Source organism: Bradyrhizobium sp. LB14.3, assembly GCF_040547985.1.
Classification (GTDB): Bacteria; Pseudomonadota; Alphaproteobacteria; order Rhizobiales; family Xanthobacteraceae; genus Bradyrhizobium.
The window spans coordinates 42,979-67,406 of the sequence record NZ_JBEPQT010000009.1 but is presented as its reverse complement, the minus strand read 5'-3'; the positions used below and the strand labels follow the sequence as shown (position 1 = coordinate 67,406).

Sequence of the window (24,428 nt, the reverse complement as noted above, 5' to 3'; positions counted from 1 at the left end):
ATCGTGGATATACCGCCCAAAACCGCGGCTGGCCTCGCATGCCTCGATCCGCTAAAAGGCTGCCGCATTTGAGAGATTAAGGGACCCCACGGAATGAACATTCTTCCCGGCAATTTGCGTTTCGGAGCGGGGCAGCCCGTCAAGCGTTTGGAAGATCAGCGGCTTCTCACCGGGAAGGGGCAGTTCATCGACGACAAGCCGGAAGAGGGCGCGCTGTGGCTGTACCTGCTGCGCTCGCCGCACGCCCACGCGAAGATCGTCTCGATCGACACCGGCGCCGCCACTGCGATGCCCGGCGTGACCGCGGTCTATACCGGCGCCGACCTCGTCAAGGACGACATCGGCGTCATCCCGACGCTGAGCATCTTCAAGCGCCCCGACGGCAAGCCGATGACGGTGCCGCCACGCCGCCTGCTGGCGCACGAAATCGTGCGCTACGCCGGCGAAGCCGTGGCCGCCGTGGTGGCCTCCTCGCGTGCTGACGCCCAGAGCGCGGCCGAAGCGATCGTTGTCGAATATGACGTGCAGCCGGCGGTGGTCGATCCCGTCGAGGCGGTGAAGCCCGGCGCGCCCGTGGTGTGGCCGGAGGCACCCGACAACATCGTCGGCGCGATGGCTTACGGCGATGCCGCCAAGGTTGGCGAGGCTTTTGCCAAGGCGGCGCATACCGTCGAGCTCGATCTCGTCAGCCAGCGCCTTGTGCCGTCGGCCATGGAGCCGCGCTCGACCATCGCCGAGATCGACAAAAAGACCGGACGGCTCCTCTTGCACGTGCAGTCGCAGACGCCCGCCTCGACCCGCGACGTGCTGGCCGAAGCCGTGCTGAAGCGTCCCAAGGACAGCGTGCGCGTGCTGGTCGGCGATATCGGCGGCGGCTTTGGCCAGAAGACCAATCTCTATCCGGAAGACGGCATCGTCGCCTATGCCGCGACCAAACTGAACAAGAAGATCCGTTGGCGCGGTGACCGCACCGACGAATTCGTCGGTGGCACCCATGGCCGCGATCTGACCTCGACCGCTTCCTTCGCGCTCGACGAGAAGGGCAAGGTGCTGGCCTATCGCGTCAGCTCGATCGGCTGTACCGGCGCGTATTCCTCGGGCGCGGCCAACATCATTCCGCTGGTGCTGGGGCCGTTCGTTCAGACCGGCGTCTACGATTTGCCGCTGGTGCATTTCGAGGTGAAGTCGGTGATGACCCACACCGCGCCGGTCGGGGCCTATCGCGGTGCGGGTCGTCCCGAGGCCGTGTTCATCGTCGAGCGCCTGTTCGACGCTGCCGCGCGGAAAATCGGCATGGATCCGCGCGCGATCCGCAAGGCCAATTACATCAAGCCGGCGCAACTGCCTTACACCAATGCGGCGGGACAGGTTTACGATTCCGGCGCCTTCGCGCACATGCTCGACCGTGCCGTGAAGCTTGCGGACTGGGACGGCTTTGCCGCGCGCAAGAAGGCGGCGAAGAAGAAAGGCCTGCTCTACGGCCGCGGGCTCACCTCCTATATCGAATGGACCGGGGGCCGCGCTCATACCGAGAAGGTCAGTATGCACGCGACCGCGCAGGGCCGCGTTGTCCTGCATTCCGGCACCATGGCGATGGGGCAGGGGTTGCAGACCACCTACACCCAGATGATCTCCGACACGCTCGGCATTGCCATGGACAAGATCGACGTGGTCCAGGGCGACACTGATCTGGCAACAGGCTTTGGCAGCGTCGGCTCGCGTTCGCTGTTCGTCGGCGGCACGGCGGTTGCGGTCTCCTCCAACGATTTGATCCAGAAGGCGCGCGAGAAGGCGGCGAACGTGCTGGAGACCTCGGTCGAGGACATCGAATACCAGGGCGGCATGCTCACCGTGGTCGGCACCGACCGCCGCATCAGCCTGTTCGACATTGCCGAGAAAGAAGGCGGCGCGAAACTCAGCGTTGATTCCGAAGGTGAGGTCGACGGTCCGAGCTGGCCGAACGGCACGCATATCTGCGAGGTCGAGATCGATCCCGAGACCGGCGTGTCCAAGGTCGTGCGCTACACCACCGTCGACGACGTCGGCGTCGCGGTGAATCCGATGCTGGTCACCGGCCAGATCCATGGCGGTGTCGCGCAGGGCATCGGCCAGGCGCTGTATGAGGGCGTGTCCTATGATTCCGACGGCCAGCTCCTGACCGCGAGCTACCAGGACTATTGCATCCCGCGCGCCGACGACGTCCCGCCGATCGTGGTGACGCTGGATGATTCCGCGCCCTGCCGCACCAATCCGCTCGGCGCCAAGGGCTGCGGCGAATCCGGCGCCATCGGCGGACCCCCTTGCGTCACCAACGGCGTGATGGATGCGCTCGCCGAGCTCGGCATCACGCAGCTCAATACGCCGCTGACGCCGCAGAAGATCTGGAAGGCGATCCGGGATGCGAAAGTGGCGGGTTAATACCGTCATTGCGAGCGCAGCGAAGCAATCCAGAATCCCTCCGCGGAGGCAGCCTGGATTGCTTCGTCGCAAGGGCTCCTCGCAATGACGGGTGAGAGGGTCGCGAGCTAAATCCCCAGCATCATCTTCGCAATAATATCGCGCTGGATCTCCGAGGTGCCGCCGAAGATCGTGTAGGCGCGGCCGTTGAGATATTCCGGCACCACCGTCAGCATCTCCTCCGGCATCGCCGGCTCGTGGTTGAGTCTGTAGAGCGGGCGCATCGGCTCGACCGCGAGCGCGTCGTGGCCGATCACATCGGCCCCCAGCCGGGTCACCGCCTGGCGGATCTCGCTGTTGCGCAGCTTGAGGATCGACGACACAGCGCCGGGATTCTGCCCGGTCTGCAGCGCCGACAGCACACGCAACTCCGTCATCTCCAGCGCGTCGATGTCGACCTCGACCTCCGAGATGCGGGTCGCGATGTCAGGGCTGTCGATCGCGCGTCCCGTCAAATCCGACTCGGCAAGCTCCGCAATCGCCTTCAGCCCTTCGCGCAGCTTCGCCGACGCGATGCCGGAGCCGCGCTCGAATTCGAGCAGGTACTTGCCGTAGGTCCAGCCCTTGCCTTCCTCGCCGACGCGGTTCGCCACGGGAACGCGCACGTCGTCGAAGAACACCTGGTTGACCTCGTGGTCGCCGCCGATGGTGAGGATGGGGCGCGTCGTGATGCCCGGCGCATTCATGTCGATCAGGACAAAACTGATGCCGTCCTGCTGCCGCGGGCCGTCGCTGGTGCGCACCAGCGCGAACATGCGGTTGGCGTGATGGGCATGCGTGGTCCAGATTTTTGTGCCGTTGATGATGTAGTCGTCGCCGTCGCGCACCGCGCGCGTCTTCAGCGAGGAGAGGTCGGAACCGGAGCCCGGCTCGGAATAGCCCTGGCACCAATAGTCCTCGCCGGAGAGGATGCGCGGCAGGTAGAAGTTCTTCTGTTCAGGGCTGCCGAAACCGATGATGACGGGCCCGACCATCTTCACGCCCATCACGTTGACGTTCGGCACGCCGGCGCGCGCGCTTTCGGCCTCGAAGATCCAGCGCTGCGCCGGCGTCCAGTCCGGCCCACCATGCTCGACCGGCCAGCCCGGCGCGCCCCAACCTCGCTTGTGCAGCGTGCGCTGCCAGGCCATGCCGATGTCGGGGTCGGAGAACACCGACGGCGTCAGCGCCGTCGCGCGCTTCATCTCCTCGGTGAGGTTTTTCGCAATGAAGCCGCGCACCTCGTCCTGAAAGGCGCGCTCCTCAGTGTTGAACGACAGGTCCATGATGCGCTCCTTGTGTCAGGCAGGCATGACGTTGCGGCCGAGCTGGGCGTGGCGGCTATAATGGTGAGCGCTGCCGCCGAACAGCGTGTCGAAAGCGACCAGCCGCTTGAAGTAGGCGCCGACCTCGAGCTCCTCGGTGACACCCATGCCGCCGTGGAGCTGGATCGACTGCTCGCCGATAAAGCGCGCACATCTGCCGATCTTCGCCTTCGCGCCCGACGCGGCCCGCGCGCGCTCGACTGGATTGGCATCGACCTTCAGCGCGGCGCGCAGCGCCATCGAGCGCGATCGTCGACCTGCACCGCCATGTCGGCGAGGCGGTGGCGGATCACCTGGTTGGCCGAAAGGGGCCGGCCGAACTGCTTGCGGATTTTTGTGTACTCCAGCGTGGTCTCCAGGAGCACCTGCATGATGCCTACGGCCTCGGCGTCGAGCGCGGCCATGGCGCGATCGACGGCCCATTCGATCGCGGGGAGCGCGTCGTGTCCGTCACCGAGCAAGGCGGCTTGCGGCAGTTGCACGTCCGACAGTTCGATATTGCAGGCGCGCCCGCCGCCCAGGCGCTCATAGTCGCTGACGGCAACGCTCGGCGTCTTTGCCGGCACCAGGAACAGGCCGATGCGGCCGGAGGGGCCCTGATGATCATGGATATGCGCGGAGACGATGATCTCGCCGGCGGCGTGGCCGTCGAGCACCGCAACCTTGCTGCCGGAGAGTCGCCAGCCTTGCGCCGTCTTGTTGGCAATGGTCGCGACCTTGGCGAGATCGAACCGCGCCGCGCGCTCCGAATGCGCAAAGGCGAGTTTCAGCGATCCGTCGGCGACCTTCGGCAGGATTGCCTGCTTCTGCACCGTGCCGCCGCATCGCTCGACCAGTGCTGCGCCAAGCACCACCGTTGCGATATACGGCTCCGACACCAGCCCGCGGCCAAAGGCTTCCGTCAAAATGCCGATCTCGACCGCGCCGCCGCCGAGCCCGCCAAACTCTTCCGCGATCGGCAACGCCAGCCAGCCCAGCTCGGCGAATTGCTTCCACACCGCCGGGCTGAAGCCGAGCGGATCGTTCGCCATCTTGCGGCGGTGACCGGCATCGTAGCTTTCGGCCACGAAGCGCTCCGCGCTTTCGCGCAGCAGACGTTGCTCGTCACTGAGATTGAGATCCATCCTGTCTACTCCGCGGCTGCCGGCGGCTTGCGCACGGAGGGATGCAGGCCGGATGGATCGACCACCATGCCGAATTCTTGAAGATTATGCGCGTGGCAGAGCTGATGCAGCGCAAAGGCCTGGTCGATCGCGGCCGGCTGGCCCATCACGTCGACCGAGCGGTTCACGGCTTCCTTGGTCAGCTTCAGCGCAAAGGACGGTTTTGATGCGATTTTGCGCGCCAGCGACAGGACGGCGGATGAAAGCTCTGCGCGCGGTACGACCCGGTTGACCATCCCGAGTTGATGCGCCTCCTGTGCACTCCAGCTATCGGCGGTGAACAGAAACTCCTTGGCCTTGCGCGGGCCGAGCTCCCAGGGATGAACGAACCATTCGACGCCGCAGACGCCCATGGTGACCACGGGATCGCAGAACTGCGCATCGTCACTGGCGACGATGAGATCGCAGGCCCAGGCCAGCATCAGGCCGCCGGCGATGCACTTGCCGTGCACCTCCGCAATTGTTGGCTTGGCGAGATTGCGCCAGCGCCGCGTGATCTGGAGATAGATCTCCTGCTCGCGCGCGAAGCGGCCATGGGCGTTTGGTTCAGCGAAGCCGCCCCAATTTCCGATCGGCGGAAAATCGACACCCGCAACATTCTTGCTGCCGGGGCGCAGATCATGCCCTGAGGAGAAGTGCGGACCGTTGCCGGCGAGAATGATCACCTTGACCGCATCGTCCTGCACCGCCTCATCGAACGCGGCGTTGAGATCGTAGGTCATTTGCAGGTTCTGCGCGTTGCGCGCGTCGGGCCGGTTCATCACGATCCTCGAGATCGCCGGCTCCGGCCTCTCCACGAGGATGGTCTCGAACGAGGTCATCGCGTTCCCCCCGGCGTTTCCGTCTTGGTATTATTGTTCTCTTGAGTTGACTATTACAGCCGGGATTAAGCAAGAGGCTTGCGTAAATCGGCTGCTTTTCGCAAGCCTCAGCCTGGATGCAAGATGTCTGGCGTCTCGCGCGTGCAATCTGGTAGTTTGCGCCCGATTCCACCGGGAGAAATTTGATGCGCAAGATCCTGACCGTGCTGGCGGCGCTGGCCTCGCTGAGTCTCACCAATTGCGGCTACAACGCCATCCAGAGCGAGGACGAGCAGATCAAGGCCAACTGGTCCGAAGTCGTGAACCAGTATCAGCGCCGCGCCGATCTGGTGCCCAACCTCGTCAACTCGGTGAAGGGTTTTGCGCAGCAGGAGAAGGACGTGCTGCTTGGCGTCACCAATGCCCGCGCCAAGGTCGGCAGCATCCAGGCGACGCCCGAGGTGCTGAACGATCCCGCCGCATTCCAGAAATTCCAGGCCGCCCAAAGCGAGCTCTCCGGCGCGCTGTCGCGACTGCTCGTGGTCACCGAAAACTACCCGCAGCTCAAGTCGGATGCGCTGTTCAAGGATTTGATGTCGCAGCTCGAAGGCACCGAGAACCGCATCACGGTGGCGCGCAATCGCTACATCAAGGCGGTGCAGGATTATAACGTCACCATCCGCTCATTCCCGAACAACCTCACTGCGATGATGTTCAGCTACAAGGAGAAGCCGAACTTCTCGGTCGCAAACGAGAACGAAATCTCGACCGCACCGAAGGTCGATTTCAATCCAGCGCCCTCGAAGTAAGTGCGTTCGATTTCGCGCATGCGCCCAACCCCGACCACAGCCGTCATTCCCCGCGAAGGCGGGGAATCCAGTACGCCGCGGCTCCTCGGTTCAAGCGCTGCTGCTTCTGGAATACTGGATCGCCCGCCTTCGCTGGCGATGACAGCGATATTGTGGCGTGCCGTTTCGAGCTTCTCGTTGTTCGTCTTCGCACTGCTCTTCGCCTTTGCTTTCCCGGCCTCAGCCGATGTCGCCGTGCCGCAACTGACCGGCCGCGTGGTCGATCAGACCGGCACGCTTTCCAGCGCCGACATCGCCGCGCTGTCGCAAAAGCTGCGGGACTTCGAGACGCGCAAGGGCAGCCAGCTCGTCGTCCTGATCGTGCCGACGACGGAGCCGGAGACGATCGAGCAGTTCGCGATCCGCGTTGCGGAGGCCTGGAAGATCGGGCGCAAGAAGGTCGACGACGGCGCGATCCTGGTGGTCGCCAAGAGCGACCGGCATTTGCGCATCGAGGTCGGTTACGGCCTCGAGGGCGCGCTCACCGACGTCACCTCGCGGCGCATCATTGACGAAGATATCACGCCGAAATTCAGGAGTGGCGATTTCGCCGGCGGCATCGCGGCGGGCGTCGATCGCGTGATTCGCGTCATCGACGGCGAGCCGCTGCCGACGCCCTCGCGCAGCGTGAATTTCGGCAACTGGAACGACATCGAGCCGCTTTTCTTCTTCCTGCTGTTCGGCCCGCTGGTCATCGGCGGCATCCTGCGCTCCATGTTCGGGCGGCTATTCGGCTCGGGGATAACTGGAGCGATCGTTGGTGTCCTCGCCTGGTTCGTGATTGGCTCTGCGGTCATCGGGTTGGGCGTCGGTGTGCTTGGCGCTATCCTGACGTTTATCGCCGATCTGTTTGGGGCGGGATCGGGCACGGGGTCCTCGCGCGGCCGCTCCTGGTCGAGCGGCTCGTCATCCGGCGGCTGGAGCAGCGGATCGTCGTCGAGCGGTGGCTTCAGCGGCGGTGGCGGCAGTTTTGGCGGCGGCGGCGCCTCGGGGAGCTGGTAGGTCATGAGCATCAAGCGCATCACCCGGCATCTGCTCCAGCACCATTGGCGGGCCAAGCGGGTGTTTCCAAAAGGGGTGCTCGACCGCATCGAGCAGGCGATCAAGCGCGGCGAAGCCATGCATTCCGGCCAGGTCCGGTTCGTCGTCGAAGGCGCGCTCGACGGCGGGCCGCTGTTTCGCAATCAGCCGGCGCGCGAGCGCGCGCTCGACGTGTTCTCGCATTTGCGCATCTGGGACACCGCGCACAACAACGGGGTCCTGATCTATCTCCTGCTCGCCGACCGCGATGTCGAGATCGTCGCCGATCGCGGCATCGACGCGAAGGTTGATGTGAAGCGCTGGGAACAGATCTGCCGCGCGATGGAAGCCGAGTTCGGATCTAGCCAGTTCGAACGCGGCGTGATCGGCGGCATCGAGGCCGTGTCGCAGGAGCTGGCGCGGCATTTCCCGCCGCAGGAACCGCATCGCAACGAACTGCCGGACGCACCGGTGGTGATGTAGCCCCGGCTGATAACCCACACTCCGTCATTGCGAGCGCAGCGAAGCAATCCAGACTGTCTCCGCAGTGGGACTCTGGATTGCTTCGCTGCGCTCGCAATGACGACGTTGAAGCGCCGTGTTTCTTTGCAAAGAGGCACACGCAGCCGAAAGCCCACCTAATCATCCAGCTTGTTCAAATCGCGCACCGACTGCATGATCGGCTCGAAGTTCGAGCGCGCATCCAGTGCGTCGAACAATTGTGCGGTGTCCTCCAGTAAGCCGTGTGACCTCGCAATCGCAATGCGGACGTCCTCCTGTGGCGTGTCCGACAGCCGCCCGTGTCCCGACAGCAATATCTTCGAATTCAGCCCCTTGAGCCGCTCCAGTGACTGGATGTAGTCGGCGATGCTGCCCGAGCCGAACACGCCGCCCATCACGCCGCCGGGCATGAGCGTATCGGCGGCAAACAGCAGGCCTTTGTCCTGGTCGTACAGCGTGATGCAGGCCGAGGTGTGCCCCGGCGTGTGCATCACGTTGAGACGGAAATTGCCGAGGTCGATCAGATTGCCTTCCTCTAGCCAGATGTCGATATTGATCGGCACGTTCGGCTCGTTGAACATCTTCCGCAGCATCGAGAAGTCGTCGCGCAGCATGATCTTGTTGGCGGCAAGCCGATGGGCGGCGACAAAAGTGCGGCGCTCGTTGAAGTGCCAAGTGGCGCCGATGTGGTCGAGATGCTCGTGGCTCAGCACCACCATGTCGATCTTCTCCGGCGGGCAGCCGGCGAAGTTGAGACATTCCACCATCGCAGGGTAATTCGACGACAGCCCGACATCGATCAGGATGGTGCGCGCCGAGCCGCGAACGAGATAGACGTTGGCGGCGCGGTTGGAGAAGCGAATTTGATAGACGTCGTCCGCCGCCTGGATCAGCGAGCAGATGTCGTTCTTCATCAGGATTGGAAACGAAGTGGGCTTGCGCTCGCTCATGACTGCGCTGCCCGGTAGGTGACATCGTTGGACGCGCGCAGGCGTTTGGAGAGTGCATCCATCACCATCAGCGCAAAGGCCGGTTGCTGGCTGACGAGATAGACGAAGCGGGCGTGATTGATTCTCATCACTTTCGTGCTCGGCGCTGCCGCGATTGCGGTCGCCGAGCGCGCCGAGCCGTCAATCACGGCCATCTCGCCAAAGAATTCGCCCCTGCCGAGCTTGACGATGGTGGTCTTGCTGGCGCCGCTCAGCTTGGCGATCTCGACTTCGCCGTCGAGCACGACGAACAGCTCCCGGCCGGTCGAGCCCTCCTCGAAGATGATGTCATCGACGCCAAACTCGTTGATGCACTTCTCGATCGCCATGACACCCCCAAGGGCCTTCTGCAGCCGTTCTGGCTGACAGGACAGTCATGTTAGCCGGGTAACAGGAGCGGGCAAACAGCCCGTTCGGAGAGAGCGTGGCCTGCCGCAGGGCAGCATTCGCTGACGATTTGTTGCACGCCGCCACACCGGTTCCACTTTGCCGGCCAAATTCGGCCCCGGATGAGTTCCTAAAATTTTGGTAAGCGGGTCCGCAGGTAAGGAATTCGCAAGCAATGAAAGTTACCAAAAAGTCAACCGAGACTGGAGTATTTGAGCCGTGAGCGAACCAATGCCCGAGCAGGCCGTCCAGGATACTGGCGCCGTTGAAGCCGCAGCGACCGTGCCGCAGGCCGTCGCGGCTGCTGCCGGTATCGAGGCCCCCTCGATCGCCCCCGACCACGAGACGCCGCCCAAGCCTGATCCAGTGAAGCCTGATCCGGTCAGAGTCGAGCCGCCAAAAATCGAGGCATCGAGGCTCGATGTGCCGAAGCTCGAACCCAAGGCAGAGACCAAGCCCGAGCCAAAGCCCGGCAAGCTCATCGTCATGGCGCCCGCGGAGCGGTCCTGGGACCGCGAAGAATTTGCCCCGCATGTGAAGGCCGACGAGCCGCGCGAAGCCGGCGGCAAGCGCCGCCTGTCGGCTATGGCAGCTGTGGTGGCGATCGCGGCCAGCGTCGGCGCGATCAGCGGCGCGCTCGCGACCGCCGGCATGATGCACTTCGCAAGCCCCGCGCCGGCGCAGGTCGCCGACACCAGCGCGCTGGAATCCTCGGTCGCCCGGATCGACGCCGATGTCGTCGCGCTCAAGGCGAATGTCGAGCACACCTCCAAGACCGGTCTGGGTCAGTTCAACCGGACCAACGACCGCCTCGACAAGCTCGAGAAAGCGCAGGCCGAGCCGATGGCCAAAATCGCAAAGCTGTCCGAGTCCGTCGACAAGCTCCGTGCCACCCCGCCCGCGGCGCCCACCCAGGCCGCGGCCGCCAGGGAGACCACCGGCTCGATTGCGCCGACCCAGGCTGCGACCGCCGCAGCCGCGCCGGCTCCTGCCGCACCCAAGACCGAGATCGGCCGGCTGCCGACGGTTGAGGGCTGGGTGCTGCGCGACGTATCCAACGGCGGCGCGCTGGTCGAGGGCCGCAATGGCCTCTACGAGGTCTATGCCGGTGACCCCATCCCTGGGGTCGGCCGCGTCGATGCGATCCGCCGCCAGGACGGCCGCTGGGTGGTCGTCACCAGCAAGGGGCTGATCGTCGCGCGCTGAGCGACTGATATCCGAATTCCAAAGAGGCGCTTCACCACGATGTGAAGCGCCTTTTTGCTTGAATAGCCGTCCCCGCGCGGTGTTACCTAAGGCATGAACCGCGCGTTGCGAATTTTCGTTGCTGCCGTCGTATTTTTTGGCGGCGTTGTTTCGCTTTTGGCGGCAGAGACCGCGTCACTCACGCGCGGCACGGCGATCACCGATCCCGATCTCCTGCGCAAGCTCGACCAGCACGATGCACTCACGATCTCGCGCCTGCTGTGGCCGGAGCGGAACGCGAAGTTTCCGCTGACGACCGATCTGATGTTTTCGTGGTTGTCGCAGCTCAAGGAAATTCCCCCAGCAATCGACGCGGAGTTCGACCGCTACGTGGCCCGGCAAAAGGCGGTCCATCCGACCGAGACCATCGGCGTCGGTGAAGGCTTTGACGTGCAATTGTTCGATCGGGCCAATCTGAAGTCCCGCGATACCCGGTTCGTGCTGGCCGGCATCGTCAACCGCATGGACCGTGCCTATGTCGCGGAAGACTCGTGCGGCGAGATCAGGCTGATCTACCGTCTTGCGCGTTTCGAGACCAAACCGGACGGCACCAGGGCAGCAACGCGGCTGCCGATGACATTCAATCTGGTCATGAAGGCGCGCGATGCGCGCCAGGCGGACGAGAGCGGCAAGCCGGTCACCTGCGCCGAGGTCGCGCGACGCTGGCTGGACAATGGCGACTGGCAGGGGCTGATCGGCAGCAGCTTCTATCCTTACGATGCGATGCTCGACCGCATCGAGACCAACATTCAGATCTCGGTTGCAGCGAAATCGGCGCTGCATGATTTCCGCTCCGACTATCTGCTCAAGGTGTTCAAATACGACGCGACCACAAAGCGGTTCGAGGAATCGACGCTGGAGAACCAGATCGACCGTGACCGCATCCTCGCCGACCACGATCTCCGGCGCGACCTCCGGGATTGGCTGCTCGCGCCCGATCATCTTCGCGACTTCGATCGCGGCACGGTGCTGATCCCTGAAAAATTCCTGGCCAAGGCTGCGGTGTTGCCGACGCCTGCCGGCCTCGATGCTTCCTCGTTGCAGCCGGAGTTCGGCATGATGCAAGGAGAGGGCAAAGGCGAGCCTGTTTTCACCGACAATGACTTGGTCGGTGCGCTGAAGCAGGCGGCTGCGCGCGGCATCGACTTGCAGAACGTCCGCTCGGTCGCAGGCTTCCAGCGCCGCCTCAACGACGTCACCTGTGCCGGCTGCCACCAGACCCGTGGCATCGGCGGCTTCCATTTCCCGGGCGCCGATTGGCTTGCGGACAAGCCGTCCAACTCCGCCATCGTGCCGGCCTCGCCGCATTTTCTCGGCGACCAGGTGCGCCGCCGCGACATCCTGACCGCGTTTGCCGCGGGCAAACGTCCTGATTTCTCACGTGGATTTGCCAGCCGGCCGCAAACCCGGGGCAACAGCGAGCTGGCCGGGACCGAGTATCAGGACGGCTGGGGCGCGCATTGTTCCCTGGAAAATGCGGGATCGGGAACGCTGGATAAGAGTTTTACGTCGTGGAGCTGTGCTAAAGGTTTGACCTGTCAGGCTGCCGCGGCCTCGCGCCGCATCGGCATGTGTTTCATCAAGACGCGTTAGGCTATCTCCAGCCGGTTTGGATGACCATGACGGACTCCAGCGAAGCCAACAAGGAGCGCAATCGCGAGATTGCGCGCAATGAGGAAGCCAAGCAGGTCACCGGCAGCGTCCGCGTCAGCATTTCGGCGGTCGCGGTCGTCGTCATCATCGGCGGGATTCTGTTCACGCTCGGCTGGCTGGCGCTGCGATAGCGAGCGCCTTCACTTCGCGTAATTCGTCATCCGCTTGCCGGGCAGCAGCTCGTAGGCCGGCTGCCAGCCGGGGAGTGCGGCCATGCGGTCGAGCCAGGCGTGGATGGCGGGATAGCTCGTCGCGAAATCAAAACCGTGCTCGTCGCTCGGATAGTGCAGATAGGCCATCATCGAGATATCGGCGACCGTGGGCCTGGCGCCGATCGCGAATTCATTGTGTTGAAGATGGCCGTCGAGAATACCGAGGAAATCCTCGAGCCGCCGGCGAAAGTGCTTCAGCACCTGCGGATCGTTGTTTTGCGTGAAGGCGCGCATGAAGCGGTAGGTCGCCATGTAGCCGGTGAGCTTGTGATTGTCCCAGAACAGCCAGCGCAGCAGATCAAATTTTTCCTCCGCCGTCTCCCCGCCGAAACGGCCGTATTGTTCGGCGAGCTTGAGCAGGACCGGCGCGGTCTGCGTCATCTTCACGCCGTCGACTTCGAGCACAGGAATCTCGCCCATCTCGTTCACGCTCTTGCGCCATTCCGGCGTACGCGTGACGCCGCCGCCAAAGTCGGTCCAGACCGGCTCGAATTTCTCGCCGCAAAGCGTCAGCATCAACGCCAGCTTGTAGCTGTTGCCGGATTCGGGGAAGTAGTGCAGGCGGTAGCTGGGCATGGGACCTCAGGGGATGTTGCCGTGAGGTTATACCGAGATCACTCCACGCCGTCATTGCGAGCGCAGCGAAGCAATCCAGAAATGCATCCGCGGAGGGACTCTGGATTGCTTCGCTGCGCTCGCAATGACGGGCGCCGGCGTCCCTTACCCCACCGCCCCCTTCGACCGCAGCTGCTTGATCGCGGCCTCGTCGTATCCCGCGCCACGCAAAATCTCGTCACTGTGCTCGCCAACGCCGGGCGGCTTGCGCGGCTGCACTTTCTTGGCGCCGTCGATCCAGATCGGGCTGGAGATGGTGAGCATGGTGTCGTTCTCGAACGGCACCAGAACCTCATTGTCGAGCATCTGCTTGTCGTTCGGGATGTCGTCCAGAATGCCGACGATGCCGAACACGAGGCCGTTGCCATCGAGGAGCTTGCGCCATTCGGCGAGATCCCTGGTCGCAAAGGTCTCGTCAAAGATCTTGATCAGCTCGACCGAGCGGGCGTGACGGTCGGGTTTGGTGGCGAAACGCGGATCGGTGATGAGGTCTTCGCGGCCCAGACACTTGGCCAGCGTCGGAAACTGCTTCTCCTCGCTCAGCAGCGACAGGATTAGCCAGCGGCCGTCCTTGCATTGATAGTGGTTGGCGACCGCGTTCAACGCGCGTTCGCGCGGCCGCCGCTCGGCGAACTTGGCGCCGCAGAGCTTTGCCTGCGCCAGCACGCTCGCAGCCCACACGCCATTCGCCATCAGGTTCGAGGCGACATGCGAGCCCTTGCCGGTCTTCTCGCGCTGATACAGCGCGGTGACGATGGCTCCATAGAACGCCATGGCGCAGGGATGGTCGCCCATGCCGGCGACCGAACGGGCCGGCGTCGTGTCGGTATCGGCGCGGACGAGATCCATCAAGCCGGAGCGCGCCCAATAGGCGTTGCTGTCGAAGCCGGGTTTGTTGGCTTCCTCGCCCTTCTCGCCATAGCCGGTGAAGGAGGCGTAGATCAGCCGGTCATTGAGATGGGCGAGGTGATCATAGGTGATGCCGAGCTTTGTCCGCACCGGCGGCGGCATGTTGGTGATGAAGACGTCGGCCTCTTCCACGAGCTTGTAGAGCACTGCCTGCGCTTCCGGCTTGGAGAGGTCGAGCGCGATGCTCTTCTTGTTGCGGGCCTCCAGCAGCCAGGCGAAATTGTGCTCGCTGCTCGGATAGCCCGGAATGTTGGGCAGATTGCGGTAGGGATCGCCGGCGCCGGGCGGCTCGATCTTGACGACATCGGCGCCGAAATCCGACAGCACGGTCGCGGCCGCGGGCGCTGCGATGAAGCTCGCGCAGTCCAGAACCTTGAGCCCTGCAAAAATGCCCTTTTCCATCGCGGCGTTGCTCCCTCGCTCTTGTTGTTTCCGCGCGCTGGAATTGGCGCGGGGCACGTCATGGGCAGCATTAGACCGATGTTTTGCCGGGATGCAACGGCGCCGGGCGCAGGGCTTTGCTGCGGTGTCCCGTCACCCTGAGGTGGCCGCTTCTTTAGCGGCCCTCGAAGGGCGACGGCCCGGCTGCATCTAGGCCGTCCATCCTTCGAGGCTCCCCATGGTGCACTTCGCGCCCCACGGCTCGCACCTCAGGATGACGGAACTGAGGTCGCGCGTTGTTGTGAGGGCTCCAGAAGCAGCCTCACTCATCCCCTGCGAGCAGGGCGGCGTTGCCGCCGGCTGCTGCGGTGTTGATCGTCACGGTCTGCTCGGTCGCAAAGCGCGCGAGGTAGTGCGGGCCGCCGGCTTTCGGGCCGGTTCCGGACAGGCCGTTGCCGCCGAACGGCTGCACGCCGACCACGGCGCCGATCATGTTGCGGTTGACATAGATGTTGCCGATCTGGAGACCGTCGATGATCGCCTCGATCGTATCGTCGATGCGGGAATGGACGCCGAGCGTCAGCCCGTAGCCGCTGCGCTCGATGGCTTGCAGGACGCGTTCGAGATTTTCGGCAGGGTAGCGCACGACATGCAGGACCGGGCCAAACACCTCCTCGGTGAGCTGGCCTGCATCCGTAAGCTCGAAAATATGCGGCGCGACGAAGCAGCCCTCCGGGGCGGTGCCGGCAAAGTGCAGCCGCGCCGCGGCCTTCATTCGCGCGATATGCGCATCGAGGCGCTGCTTGGCCTCAACGTCGATTACCGGACCGATATGGGTCGCGACGTCGCTCGCGTCGCCGATCTTCAGCTCGCGCGCCGCACCCGCGATCATCTCGATCATGCGGTCGGCGACGTCCTCCTGCACGAACAGCAGCCGCAGCGCCGAGCAGCGCTGGCCGGCAGAACGAAACGCCGAGGTGACGACGTCGTCTGCGACCTGCTCGGGCAACGCAGTCGCATCCGCGATCATGGTGTTGATGCCGCCGGTCTCCGCGATCAACGGCACGATGGGCCCATCCTTGGCCGCCAGCGCCCGATTGATGCTGCGCGCGACCTCGGTCGAGCCGGTGAAGACGATTCCAGCGATATCGGGGTGCGCGGCCAGCGCGGCGCCGATCCGGCCGTCGCCGGTGACGAGGTGCAGCGCGCTTGCGGGGATGCCGGCCTCGTGCAGCAGAGCTACGGCTTCGCGCGCGATGCGCGGCGTCTGCTCTGCGGGTTTTGCGACCACGCTGTTGCCGGCAATGAGCGCGGCCGTGACCTGGCCCAGGAAAATCGCCAGCGGAAAATTCCATGGCGAGATCGCCACGAAGACGCCGCGGCCGCGCAGGGCGAGCGCATTGCTCTCGCCGGTCGGGCCGCGCATCGCGACCTCGTTGCCGAACAGCTTGCGGCCCTGCGCGGCATAATAGCGGCAGAAGTCGGCGGCCTCACGCAGCTCCGACAGCGCATCGTCGAGCGTCTTGCCGCCCTCGCGTTGCAGCAGCGCGATGAAATGGGGCGCGCGGTTCTCAAGAAGATGCGCGGCCTGCTCGAGCGCTGCCGCGCGCGCGGCTGCCGGAGTCCGGCTCCAGGCGGCAAAGCCCGCGCGCGCCGCGGCCACTGCCGCGTTGGCCTGATCCGGCGTTGCCTCAGTGACAGGCTTGAGGTCGGCCGTCTCGGCCTCGACGTCCGCCAGCAACCGGTCGAGCGCTGCGCGCGCGCCGAATTCGACGCCGCGCGAATTGCGGCGCTCCGGCGCGTAGAGATCGCAGGGAAGCGGAATTTTTGGATGGGCCGCCTGCTGCGGCCGGACGATGGCGTCGGCCGGGCGTTGCAACAGCGCCGGGAGCGGCACACGATAATCGGCCGCTTGGGCTACGAAGGAGGAATTGGCACCGTTCTCCAACAGGCGCCGCACCAGATAGGCAAGCAGGTCGCGATGGCTGCCGACCGGCGCATAGGTGCGGTAGGCAATGTCGGGGTGATCCTTGGCAAACTGCTCGTAGAGCGCCTCGCCCATGCCGTGCAGGCGCTGGAATTCGAAGCCGCCGCTCTCGCCGGCAAGCTCCAGCACGGTCGCGACGCTCAGCGCGTTGTGGGTGGCGAATTGCGGGAAGATGCGTGGCCGCAGACTCAAAAGCTTTTGAGCACAGGCGACGTAGTTCAGATCCGTCATCGTCTTGCGCGTGAACACGGGATAGCCGTCGAGCCCGCGCTCCTGCGCGCGCTTGATCTCGGTGTCCCAATAGGCGCCTTTCACCAGCCGCACCATCAGCTTGCGGTCATGCGCGCGGGCGAGCGCATCGACATAGTCGATCACGGCGCTTGCACGCTTCTGATAGGCCTGGATCGCGAGCCCGAACCCGTCCCAACCGGCAAGGGAGGGATCGGCGAGCGTTGCCGCGATCACGTCGAGCGACAGCTCCAGCCGGTCGGCTTCCTCGGCATCGACGGTGAAGTTGAGATCATGGGCCCTGGCGCGCTGCGCGAGGTCCAGCAGTTGCGGCACCAGCTCGCGCATCACGCGGTCGCGGCTGATCGCCTCGAAGCGCGGATGCAGCGCCGAGAGTTTGACGGAGATGCCGGGCCGGTCGGGCAGGGGATGGTTACCGGCCGCCTTGCCGATCGTCTCGATGGCACTGGCATAGGCGTCGAAATAGCGCTTGGCGTCAGTGGCCGTGCGCGCGCCTTCGCCGAGCATGTCGAAGGAATAGCGCGGTGTCTCGCCGGAGCGCGGCCGGCCCCGCTCCAGCGCTTGCTCGATGGTCTCCCCCAGCACGAAATGATTGCCCATCAGCCGCATCGCCTGGCGCGTGGCGGTGCGCACGGCCGGCGCGCCCAGCCGCTTCACCAGTCGGCCGATGGTGCCGTCGGGCGTCTCGCCGGGCTGGATCACCCGTGCCGAGAGGCCGAGCGCCCAGGCCGAGGCGTTGACCAGGAAGGCGGTGGACCTGGTCTCGTGATGGATGAAATCGCCTTCGCCCAGCTTGTCCTCGATGAACTGGTCGGCGGTGCGCGCGTCCGGCACGCGCAGCAGCGCCTCGGCCAACACCATCAAGGCGAGGCCCTCCTTGGTCGAGAGCGCGAACTCCCGCAGCATGTCCTCGACCCCACCAAGCCGGTCGTCACGCTTGCGGATGGCCTCGATCAGCCGCGTCGCGGTGCGATCGATCCGCGCCTCCTGTGGCGGGTTGAGATGTGCAGCCGGCAAAAGCCGCGCGGCGATCTCAGCATCATCGGGCGCGTAAGCGGCGGAGAAGGGAGGCGGAATGTTCGGCATGGCGTGTCCTGTGGCTGGAATCCAGGATAATGCCCGCGCTACCATAGCTCGATAGACAAATTAGCTGATTTGCCTTAGAAAATGAAGCATACCAGCAACTTGGCCTTACAAAATATGGAACTTGATCGAACCGACCGGAAAATCCTCTCGATTTTGCAGCAGGATGGGCGCATCGCCAATGTCGAGCTCGCCGAACGCATCGGGCTGTCTCCGACCTCGATCGGCGAACGGCTGAAGCGGTTGCAGCGCGAGGGCTTTATCGAGGGCTATGGCGCGCGGCTCAACCCGCACCGGCTCGGCCTCGGGCTCCTGGTGTTCGTCGAGGTGCTGCTCGACAAGACCACGCCCGACAATTTCGAGCGTTTTGCGCGCGCGGTGAAACTCGCGCCCGAAGTGCTGGAGTGTCACATGGTTGCCGGCGGCTTCGACTATCTTGTGAAGGCGCGGCTGGCGGATATGACCGCGTATCGGCGGTTTCTCGGCGAGACCTTGCTGTCGATGCCGGGCGTGCGCGAGACGCGCACCTATGCGGTGATGGAGGAGATCAAGCGCGACGCACCGTTGCCGGTGGATTAACGAAGTGCTGTCGCGATTGTCATTGCTGCGGCGTTGAACGAGCGGTGTTCGCGGGGAAAATAGTTCTCCGTGTGCAATCGCAACGCCTGTCGTCGAATGCACTGACCGTCTTCTAAAATTCTCTTGGCCCGGCTCCCGGATCGACCCGGGAGGTAGCAAAAGCTGGCGGGCTTATACTTTGAGGTTCTCTGCGGAGCTTTTGCCTCGGTTTGCGATCTCTTCGTATTCCACCGTCTGTCCTTCGTTCAGGGACGACAGACCGGCTTTCTGCACTGCCGAGATATGCACGAACACATCCTTGCCGCCCGACGCAGGCTGGATAAATCCATAACCCTTCGTCGGGTTGAACCACTTGACCGTACCTTTAGCCATCACGACTTCTCCGCGGGTCTTCCTCCGAGATATCGAACCGCCAGTCCCCGCCAACCGGCCGGTTCGGTCCTAACAGGATACGCGGAATGTGGCCGGCTTGGTAGATCAAACCACATCGGCCTTTCGCCGAATTCCGCTCAACTTCGCGGCGCTTTTACCGGTTTTGCCCGTTTCGCGGTCAATCGGTCCGCGCGCCGCGCGCCATCCGTCAATAAGTCGCGGCCAGATAATCGACGATCTTGCCGACATCGGCATCGTCGATCGGCGCGCCATAGACCTTGATCATCTTTGTGACCTCGGCCTGCCAAAAACCTTTCTTGTCCTTCATCGGCGGCTGCGTGTTGATGTAGTCGGACGAGTGGCAGGCCGTGCAATTGCCCTGAACCACTTCGAGATTGGGCCCGGGCTTGAACGCCGCGACCTCATCGGGGGTCTTGTAATTGACCGGTGCTGCAAGTGCCGAGCCCACCACGGCGGCGAGGGCGAGCGTGATGGCGGGGAAAACGGTGCGCTGCATGATCATTCCCCTCAGGCCACGGTGACGCGGACGGTTTCGACGACGTTGCGTAGATAGCCCGCCGGATTCCAGCGCGGTGTATCCGGCTGGGTTTCGCCGCCATTGCCGGTGGCGCGTACCTTGAGCTCGTGGGAGCCGGCCGCGAGCTTCACCGGCAGCTTCCATTCACGGAACGAGTATTTGCCAAGATCCTTGCCGAGCCTGGCGCTGGTCCAGGTCTTGCCGCCGTCGGTGGAGACCGCGACTTCCTTGATGCCCTTGCCGCCGTCGAACGCGATGCCGCGCAGCGTCGTGCCGCCTGATTTCAGCTTGGCTCCGTCACCGACGCTGGTGATGAAGGAGCGGATGGTGAAGCGGTTGATCGGGATCGTCGCCTTCGGCGCTGTGCCGGGCTCGATCGCATTGTTCGGGGTGTCCGGAATGCGATAGGCCGACTTCATCCAGAAGCCGTCATAGACATTGTCGATGACGGTGATCTCGTTGAGATGCTTGACCCAGTAGGTGCCGTAATAACCGGGCACGATCAGGCGCAGCGGGAAGCCATTGAGGAACGGCAGATCCTCGCCGTTCATGCCATAGGCCAGCATCACCTCGCCGTCGGTGGCGTGGTCGAGGTCGAGCGCCTTGGCGAAATCCGGTGTCTTGTCGCTGACCGGGCCGTCCAAGCCCCCGAACACGACTTGCTTGGCGCCGGCCTGCACGCCCGCCATCTCCAGCACGGCCTTCAGCGGCACGCCGCGCCAGCGCGCATTGCCCATCGCGCCGTTGGCGAGTTGGCCGCCGGCGACGCGCGGCTCGACGAGGCCGCGGCTGTTGCCGGAGCACTGGTTGACGGCGACGATCTCGCTCGCCTTCATTTTCTTGATGTCCTTGAGCGACAGCTTGAGCGGCTTGTCGACCTTGCCCTTGATCTCGAGCGTGAACTTGTCGGGGTCGAGATTGTAGGGCAGGTCGGAAAGGTGATAGCGCACGAAGAACGCGTTGTTCGGCGTGATCGGGCCATCGTTGAACACCGCGAACGGCGTCTCGAGCTGCGGCGGCCGGGCGGTCAGGCCGATCATCGGCCGCTTCTGCGGATATTTCACCAACGGCCGTTCGCCATTGGCGAAGGGCAGGGTAACGGTGTCGAGTGCCAGCGCCTTGCTTGAATTCAGTGCGGACGTAATAGCGGCAAGGCCCGCCCCTTTGAGCAGGTCGCGTCGATCGAACATGTGGTCTCCTCCCGGAGCTTGTCGTTGGATCGCGGTCATCAGCGCGTTCCTGCGCTCATCTGTCGCAACGACTCAGTTGAAGTCAATTCGTGCTTTCGCAGCAGGCCCATGCCGCTGCGTTGCAGCAAGCCGGTGTTACGTTTGTAACGAGATTGAGCCGAGCCGTAGCCGCAGGCGACGGTGCACCTCTCCCGCTTGCGGGAGAGGTCGCGCCGAAGGCGCGGGTGAGGGCTTTCTCCTCTCGGGGATCGTCCCTACGCGGAGACGCCCTCTCCCCAACCCTCTCCCGCAAGCGGGAGAGGGAGCGCACCTCTCGCGCGGCTTACGCGGCCACGCGCTCGCTCCGGTCAACGAGCGCCGACAGCTCCCTGGCGTCCGCGACGACGCGCACGGCCATCGGTTCGTCGCGGCCACGGATCGCGACCTCCTGCTGCGGCAGCGCGTCGTCGGCGAGGCCCGCGGTGCGGCGGACTTCCTCCGAGACGATCGCTTCGCAGGCCAGTGTCTTGGTCATATCCTGGAGGCGGGCCGCGACGTTGACGGCATCGCCCAGCGCCGTGAAGACGATGTGATCCCGATAGCCGATGTCGCCGATGATGACCTCGCCGCCGTGAATGCCGATGCCGAAGCGGATCGGCTGGCGCAGATCGTGGCCCAGCAGCTCGTTGAGCTCGTCGATCTTCGTGGCGATCCCGGCGGCGGCCTTCAGCGCCTGCCGGCAGGCGTTCTGCGGATCGGCGGAGAGCCCGAACAGCGCCAGCATGCCGTCGCCGACGAACTGGTTCGGCTGGCCGCCGTTCTCGATCACGGCCTGCGAGACGGCGCCGAGGAAGCGGTTGACGATGAACACGGTATCGAACGGCAGCCGCTTCTCGGCCAGCTGCGTCGAGCCGCGCATGTCCACGAACAGGCTGACGAGATAGCGCTCCTGGCCGATTCTGGCGGGCGTCGAGGCCTGCGCGTTCGCCGATAGAGTGTGCGAGGTGAAGAGCTGGAAGAAGGAGAGGTCCGATGTCGGCCGCAGCTGGCAGGCCAGCCTGATCGATGGATCGCTGGTGCCGACACGGGTGAGCACGAACGCCTCGCGCTGCGACGGCTCGGGCAGGGCGCCATAATCGCCGATGATGCGGATGCGGCAGGTCGAGCAGCGGGCGCGGCCACCGCAGACGCTCGCATGCGGCAGATTGTGGCGCAGGCTCGCTTCCAGCACGGAGAGGCCCTTGGGGACGCGCACCGTCTTGCCGTTGCCGTAGGACAGCGCGATCATGCCACCGCGCCGCTCGCGCAAGGCACGTGCGCCGCGCGCCAGCAGCGCCAGCCCCAGCAGTCCGAGATAGCCGGCGGTGAGGCCGCCGGTGATGCGGTCGAGCGTAGCGGCCTCGGCAGCGGTGCCGACCTGGCGGCGCGTGAGATTATGCGTCCGCCATTCCCCGTCGTCGGCCTCGACCTCGACGCTGCGGCCACCCTGATAGACACCAAGCAGCGACAGCGTCGGGATCAGCACAGCCGCCGCGAGCAGATAGGGCGCCGCGCGCGTGAAGAATGATTTGAGGCGGAGCCAGAAAAAGATGCCGATGCAGCCGTGCACCCAGGCAATGATCAGCAGGATCGTCATGGTCCAGATTCGGTTCGACGCGACGAAGAACAGATAGAGTTCCTGCGGATAGAGTTTTTGGTGTCCGTACAGCGTCTGGCCGAGCCGCACGCCGATCACATGCGCCATGACCAGCGCGGGGATGCTTAAGCCCAGCACGAGTTGCAGCGGCTCGACCGTCCGCCAGCGGAACTGCCGGCGCTGATACAGCGCGTAGATGCCGAGCCCCATATGCGTGAGCGCCGCCGCGTAGAACACGATCGCAACCGGCAGGAACTGCCAGAACAGCGTGTGGTAATAGACTCCGATCTCCATGGCATCGACCGAGATGTTGCCGAGCGCATGGTTGAGGAAATGGCTGACCACATAGGCGAACAAAATGACGCCGCAGACCAGCCGCACCTGCCGCAAGCTGATGGCGCGGGAAAGCTCGAAAAATCGTGAGGATGCGGTGGCGGCCATGATTCTGTTCTATCAGTTCATGAAGGAGAACAGCCAGCGTCGCGTTTAATTCCGGGGCTGGACAGCTTGCGGGATCACATACGCGGCACGGTTACGAAATCGTAGGTTGGGCCGAGGCGCCTTGGCGCCGTGCCCACCAATCGGCACTTATGGTGGGCACGCTCCGCTTTGCCCACCGGTCTCCTCGTCGGGGCTGGGATCGTCGCTCGCTTGTCCGGCGCGACACCAGGTGCACGGTACCCCCGCATTGACTCCCCGTCCCAGGTTGGCGAAAAGCGCGGCCGTGACGACAGCTCCCGATATCACCGTGCTCCCCAATGGCGCCGCGCGCCGGCCGCTCGTCATGGCCGCTGCGATCATTGCCGCGATGACTTTGCTGCGCATCGTCTACGCCTCCGCGATCGAGCTGCGCACGGATGAGGCCTATTACTGGACCTGGTCGCAGGAGACAGCCCTCAGCTTCCTCGATCACCCCCCGGGCATCGCCTGGCTGATCCGGTTCGGCACCGCCATCTTCGGCGACACCACGCTCGGTGTGCGCTTCGGCGGCATCGTCGCGATGCTGGTGATGCAGCTCCTGCTCGCCGATATCGTCCGCCGCCTCACCCATGATGTGCGCGCCGTCGTGCTCGCGGTGCTGATGCCGGAGGCCACGCTCTATTACGGCCTGCTGATGGCCAAGGTCGCGCCCGATGTCGCCATGATCCCGTTTGCGGTGGCGATGATATGGTCCCTGGTGCGGCTTGCGGAGGGCGGCGACGGCCGCTGGTGGCTTGCGGCCGGCCTGTTCGCCGGGTTGGCGATGCTGTCGAAATTCACCGTGATCATGTTCGCGCCGGCGGTTGCCGCCTTTCTGCTGGTGCCGGATTGGCGCTGGCGCTGGCTGCGCAGCCCCTATCCGTACCTCGCGGTCCTGATCGCAATCGCCGTGTTCTCTCCGGTCCTGATCTGGAACGTGCAGCACGACTGGGCCGCGATCCGCTTTCAGGGCGTGCGCGCCACCACCAGCTACGGCATCTCGCTCCGCACGGTCGGCGATTACATCGGCCTGCAATTCGGGCTGGTCGGTTTCGTCATGCTGCCGGTGGTGATGACGGGGCTGGTGCTGACGGCATGGCGCGGCTATCGCACGCGCGAGCCGGTCGCGATTTTGCTGTCGACCGCGGTCTTGGTGCCGTTTTTGTATTTCCTGGCGAAATCGCTGACGCTTCGGGTCGGCGACACCTGGCCGATGTTCATGTGGCCGGTCGGCTTCGCCGCTGCCGCTGTCAACCTCACCATGATGACGCGTGAAAAATGGTCGGCGCGGATGCTCAGATCGTCGCTGTTCTGGGTCAAAACGGCGGTGGTGTCGGGCATCGCTTTCGTCGTGGTCGTGTTCCTCTATTACGTCGCCGCGCCCTGGAATTTGCTCGGCAAGATCGATCCGATCGGTGCCGAGTCCGGTTACGAGCAGGTCGCAGCGCGCGCGCAGGCCGCGCTGGATGAGACCGGCGCAACCTGGATCGCAACCACGGACTACCGCACCTACGCCATGATGCGCTGGCTGTTCAGGGGCCGCGTGCCCGTGATCGAGATCAACGAGCGCGGCCGCTTCCAGGATTTCCGCGATCCCGGCATGGACCGGATCAGAGACCACGCGGGCATTTATGTCGGGCGAGAGCCGGACAATCGCTCATCGCTATGGGATTCGATCCCGGCCAAGCGCGAGCAACTCGGTCAGGTCGAACGACGCTGGCGCGGCCTCGTGATGGACAATTATGTGGTAGAGAAGCTGACTGGCTGGACCCCGGAGCTGTCGCCGCCGAAGGACTCGCCGCTATTCCAGTGGCGCGTGCTGGCGGGCGAGTTCGAGAAGCGCGTGTTAGCCTGACGAGCGAAGCGAGCGCG

General features: G+C 64.4%; 20 protein-coding genes and 1 pseudogene. 9 read left to right on the top strand and 12 right to left on the bottom strand.

What is annotated here, in order from left to right:
• Positions 1-93: 93 nt before the first annotated feature.
• Positions 94-2,418: a xanthine dehydrogenase family protein molybdopterin-binding subunit gene (locus tag ABIB00_RS18575; RefSeq protein ID WP_354105345.1), complete on the top strand. Its 2,325-nt coding sequence runs from the start codon at positions 94-96 to the stop codon at positions 2,416-2,418.
• A gap of 107 nt (positions 2,419-2,525) precedes the next feature.
• Here the strand turns inward: ABIB00_RS18575 and ABIB00_RS18570 are convergent, their stop codons facing one another.
• The 3 genes and pseudogenes from ABIB00_RS18570 to ABIB00_RS18560 form a co-directional block, all read right to left on the bottom strand.
• Positions 2,526-3,722 carry an acyl-CoA dehydrogenase family protein gene (locus ABIB00_RS18570; protein ID WP_354105344.1) on the bottom strand — a complete coding sequence of 399 codons (1,197 nt, stop codon included), beginning with the start codon at positions 3,720-3,722 and terminating at the stop codon, positions 2,526-2,528.
• A gap of 15 nt (positions 3,723-3,737) precedes the next feature.
• A pseudogene (locus ABIB00_RS18565) lies at positions 3,738-4,885 on the bottom strand (acyl-CoA dehydrogenase family protein).
• Between the two features lie 5 nt (positions 4,886-4,890).
• Positions 4,891-5,745, bottom strand: coding sequence for an enoyl-CoA hydratase (locus ABIB00_RS18560; protein WP_354105343.1), 855 nt, complete (start codon positions 5,743-5,745; stop codon positions 4,891-4,893).
• A 185-nt stretch (positions 5,746-5,930) separates the two neighbouring features.
• On the opposite strand from ABIB00_RS18560, the gene ABIB00_RS18555 reads away from it, so the two are divergent.
• The 3 genes from ABIB00_RS18555 to ABIB00_RS18545 all read left to right on the top strand — a co-directional run bounded on the left by ABIB00_RS18555 (position 5,931) and on the right by ABIB00_RS18545 (position 8,075).
• Positions 5,931-6,533, top strand: a complete 603-nt coding sequence (locus tag ABIB00_RS18555; protein ID WP_354105342.1) for a LemA family protein — start codon at positions 5,931-5,933, stop codon at positions 6,531-6,533.
• 138 nt (positions 6,534-6,671) lie between these two features.
• On the top strand, positions 6,672-7,574 hold the full coding sequence (locus tag ABIB00_RS18550; RefSeq protein ID WP_354105341.1) for a TPM domain-containing protein: 903 nt from the start codon (positions 6,672-6,674) through the stop codon (positions 7,572-7,574).
• 3 nt (positions 7,575-7,577) lie between these two features.
• A complete protein-coding gene (locus tag ABIB00_RS18545) occupies positions 7,578-8,075 on the top strand; it encodes a TPM domain-containing protein (protein ID WP_354105340.1) in 498 nt (165 codons plus the stop codon).
• 155 nt (positions 8,076-8,230) lie between these two features.
• On the opposite strand, the gene ABIB00_RS18540 is transcribed toward ABIB00_RS18545, so the two are convergent.
• Both ABIB00_RS18540 and ABIB00_RS18535 read right to left on the bottom strand, forming a co-directional pair.
• Complete coding sequence (locus ABIB00_RS18540) at positions 8,231-9,043, bottom strand: MBL fold metallo-hydrolase (protein ID WP_354105339.1); 813 nt, start codon at positions 9,041-9,043, stop codon at positions 8,231-8,233.
• The gene (locus tag ABIB00_RS18535) at positions 9,040-9,411 is read right to left on the bottom strand and encodes a Crp/Fnr family transcriptional regulator (RefSeq protein WP_247348750.1); all 372 of its coding nucleotides are present in this window, start codon (positions 9,409-9,411) and stop codon (positions 9,040-9,042) included. Before ABIB00_RS18535 ends, ABIB00_RS18540 begins: the two co-directional genes overlap by 4 nt.
• Positions 9,412-9,700: 289 nt before the next feature.
• On the opposite strand from ABIB00_RS18535, the gene ABIB00_RS18530 reads away from it, so the two are divergent.
• From ABIB00_RS18530 to ABIB00_RS18520, 3 genes are all read left to right on the top strand, one after another.
• Positions 9,701-10,675, top strand: coding sequence for a hypothetical protein (locus ABIB00_RS18530; protein ID WP_354105474.1), 975 nt, complete (start codon positions 9,701-9,703; stop codon positions 10,673-10,675).
• Positions 10,676-10,768: 93 nt separating this feature from the next.
• Positions 10,769-12,307, top strand: coding sequence for a hypothetical protein (locus tag ABIB00_RS18525; protein WP_354105338.1), 1,539 nt, complete (start codon positions 10,769-10,771; stop codon positions 12,305-12,307).
• Between the two features lie 26 nt (positions 12,308-12,333).
• Positions 12,334-12,498, top strand: a complete 165-nt coding sequence (locus tag ABIB00_RS18520; RefSeq protein WP_354105337.1) for a hypothetical protein — start codon at positions 12,334-12,336, stop codon at positions 12,496-12,498.
• A 9-nt stretch (positions 12,499-12,507) separates the two neighbouring features.
• Here the strand turns inward: ABIB00_RS18520 and ABIB00_RS18515 are convergent, their stop codons facing one another.
• The 3 genes from ABIB00_RS18515 to putA form a co-directional block, all read right to left on the bottom strand.
• On the bottom strand, positions 12,508-13,155 hold the full coding sequence (locus ABIB00_RS18515) for a glutathione S-transferase family protein (protein ID WP_247348754.1): 648 nt from the start codon (positions 13,153-13,155) through the stop codon (positions 12,508-12,510).
• Between the two features lie 144 nt (positions 13,156-13,299).
• On the bottom strand, positions 13,300-14,505 hold the full coding sequence (locus ABIB00_RS18510) for a CaiB/BaiF CoA transferase family protein (RefSeq protein ID WP_354105336.1): 1,206 nt from the start codon (positions 14,503-14,505) through the stop codon (positions 13,300-13,302).
• Positions 14,506-14,806: 301 nt separating this feature from the next.
• Positions 14,807-17,806 (bottom strand): bifunctional proline dehydrogenase/L-glutamate gamma-semialdehyde dehydrogenase PutA, encoded by a 3,000-nt coding sequence (putA, locus tag ABIB00_RS18505; protein ID WP_354105335.1) that lies wholly within the window; start codon positions 17,804-17,806, stop codon positions 14,807-14,809.
• 114 nt (positions 17,807-17,920) lie between these two features.
• On the opposite strand from putA, the gene ABIB00_RS18500 reads away from it, so the two are divergent.
• Positions 17,921-18,382 (top strand): Lrp/AsnC ligand binding domain-containing protein, encoded by a 462-nt coding sequence (locus ABIB00_RS18500; RefSeq protein WP_007596520.1) that lies wholly within the window; start codon positions 17,921-17,923, stop codon positions 18,380-18,382.
• A 171-nt stretch (positions 18,383-18,553) separates the two neighbouring features.
• On the opposite strand, the gene ABIB00_RS18495 is transcribed toward ABIB00_RS18500, so the two are convergent.
• The 4 genes from ABIB00_RS18495 to ABIB00_RS18480 all read right to left on the bottom strand — a co-directional run bounded on the left by ABIB00_RS18495 (position 18,554) and on the right by ABIB00_RS18480 (position 22,538).
• Positions 18,554-18,754, bottom strand: a complete 201-nt coding sequence (locus ABIB00_RS18495; protein ID WP_007596519.1) for a cold-shock protein — start codon at positions 18,752-18,754, stop codon at positions 18,554-18,556.
• Between the two features lie 208 nt (positions 18,755-18,962).
• Positions 18,963-19,271 (bottom strand): SorB family sulfite dehydrogenase c-type cytochrome subunit, encoded by a 309-nt coding sequence (sorB, locus tag ABIB00_RS18490; RefSeq protein WP_247441589.1) that lies wholly within the window; start codon positions 19,269-19,271, stop codon positions 18,963-18,965.
• 11 nt (positions 19,272-19,282) lie between these two features.
• A complete protein-coding gene (gene sorA, locus ABIB00_RS18485) occupies positions 19,283-20,482 on the bottom strand; it encodes a SorA family sulfite dehydrogenase catalytic subunit (RefSeq protein WP_354105334.1) in 1,200 nt (399 codons plus the stop codon).
• Between the two features lie 322 nt (positions 20,483-20,804).
• Positions 20,805-22,538, bottom strand: a complete 1,734-nt coding sequence (locus tag ABIB00_RS18480; protein ID WP_354105333.1) for an adenylate/guanylate cyclase domain-containing protein — start codon at positions 22,536-22,538, stop codon at positions 20,805-20,807.
• Positions 22,539-22,881: 343 nt separating this feature from the next.
• Between ABIB00_RS18480 and ABIB00_RS18475 the strand changes: the two genes are divergently transcribed.
• Entirely contained in the window at positions 22,882-24,411 is a 1,530-nt protein-coding gene (locus ABIB00_RS18475) for a glycosyltransferase family 39 protein (RefSeq protein WP_354105473.1), read from the top strand.
• The last annotated feature ends 17 nt before the right edge of the window (positions 24,412-24,428 follow it).

What these genes read in the sequence shown, in the direction of transcription:
- ABIB00_RS18575 (WP_354105345.1), top strand. Translation starts at nt 94, where the DNA reads ATGAACATTCTTCCCGGCAATTTGCGTTTCGGAGCGGGGCAGCCCGTC.
- ABIB00_RS18515 (WP_247348754.1), bottom strand. Translation starts at nt 13,155, where the DNA reads ATGCCCAGCTACCGCCTGCACTACTTCCCCGAATCCGGCAACAGCTAC.
- ABIB00_RS18525 (WP_354105338.1), top strand. Translation starts at nt 10,769, where the DNA reads ATGAACCGCGCGTTGCGAATTTTCGTTGCTGCCGTCGTATTTTTTGGC.
- ABIB00_RS18495 (WP_007596519.1), bottom strand. Translation starts at nt 18,754, where the DNA reads ATGGCTAAAGGTACGGTCAAGTGGTTCAACCCGACGAAGGGTTATGGA.
- ABIB00_RS18560 (WP_354105343.1), bottom strand. Translation starts at nt 5,745, where the DNA reads ATGACCTCGTTCGAGACCATCCTCGTGGAGAGGCCGGAGCCGGCGATC.
- ABIB00_RS18510 (WP_354105336.1), bottom strand. Translation starts at nt 14,505, where the DNA reads ATGGAAAAGGGCATTTTTGCAGGGCTCAAGGTTCTGGACTGCGCGAGC.
- ABIB00_RS18480 (WP_354105333.1), bottom strand. Translation starts at nt 22,538, where the DNA reads ATGGCCGCCACCGCATCCTCACGATTTTTCGAGCTTTCCCGCGCCATC.
- ABIB00_RS18520 (WP_354105337.1), top strand. Translation starts at nt 12,334, where the DNA reads ATGACGGACTCCAGCGAAGCCAACAAGGAGCGCAATCGCGAGATTGCG.
- ABIB00_RS18535 (WP_247348750.1), bottom strand. Translation starts at nt 9,411, where the DNA reads ATGGCGATCGAGAAGTGCATCAACGAGTTTGGCGTCGATGACATCATC.
- ABIB00_RS18555 (WP_354105342.1), top strand. Translation starts at nt 5,931, where the DNA reads ATGCGCAAGATCCTGACCGTGCTGGCGGCGCTGGCCTCGCTGAGTCTC.
- ABIB00_RS18570 (WP_354105344.1), bottom strand. Translation starts at nt 3,722, where the DNA reads ATGGACCTGTCGTTCAACACTGAGGAGCGCGCCTTTCAGGACGAGGTG.
- putA (WP_354105335.1), bottom strand. Translation starts at nt 17,806, where the DNA reads ATGCCGAACATTCCGCCTCCCTTCTCCGCCGCTTACGCGCCCGATGAT.
- sorB (WP_247441589.1), bottom strand. Translation starts at nt 19,271, where the DNA reads ATGCAGCGCACCGTTTTCCCCGCCATCACGCTCGCCCTCGCCGCCGTG.
- ABIB00_RS18550 (WP_354105341.1), top strand. Translation starts at nt 6,672, where the DNA reads ATGACAGCGATATTGTGGCGTGCCGTTTCGAGCTTCTCGTTGTTCGTC.
- ABIB00_RS18540 (WP_354105339.1), bottom strand. Translation starts at nt 9,043, where the DNA reads ATGAGCGAGCGCAAGCCCACTTCGTTTCCAATCCTGATGAAGAACGAC.
- ABIB00_RS18545 (WP_354105340.1), top strand. Translation starts at nt 7,578, where the DNA reads ATGAGCATCAAGCGCATCACCCGGCATCTGCTCCAGCACCATTGGCGG.
- ABIB00_RS18530 (WP_354105474.1), top strand. Translation starts at nt 9,701, where the DNA reads ATGCCCGAGCAGGCCGTCCAGGATACTGGCGCCGTTGAAGCCGCAGCG.
- ABIB00_RS18500 (WP_007596520.1), top strand. Translation starts at nt 17,921, where the DNA reads ATGGAACTTGATCGAACCGACCGGAAAATCCTCTCGATTTTGCAGCAG.
- ABIB00_RS18475 (WP_354105473.1), top strand. Translation starts at nt 22,882, where the DNA reads ATGGCCGCTGCGATCATTGCCGCGATGACTTTGCTGCGCATCGTCTAC.
- sorA (WP_354105334.1), bottom strand. Translation starts at nt 20,482, where the DNA reads ATGTTCGATCGACGCGACCTGCTCAAAGGGGCGGGCCTTGCCGCTATT.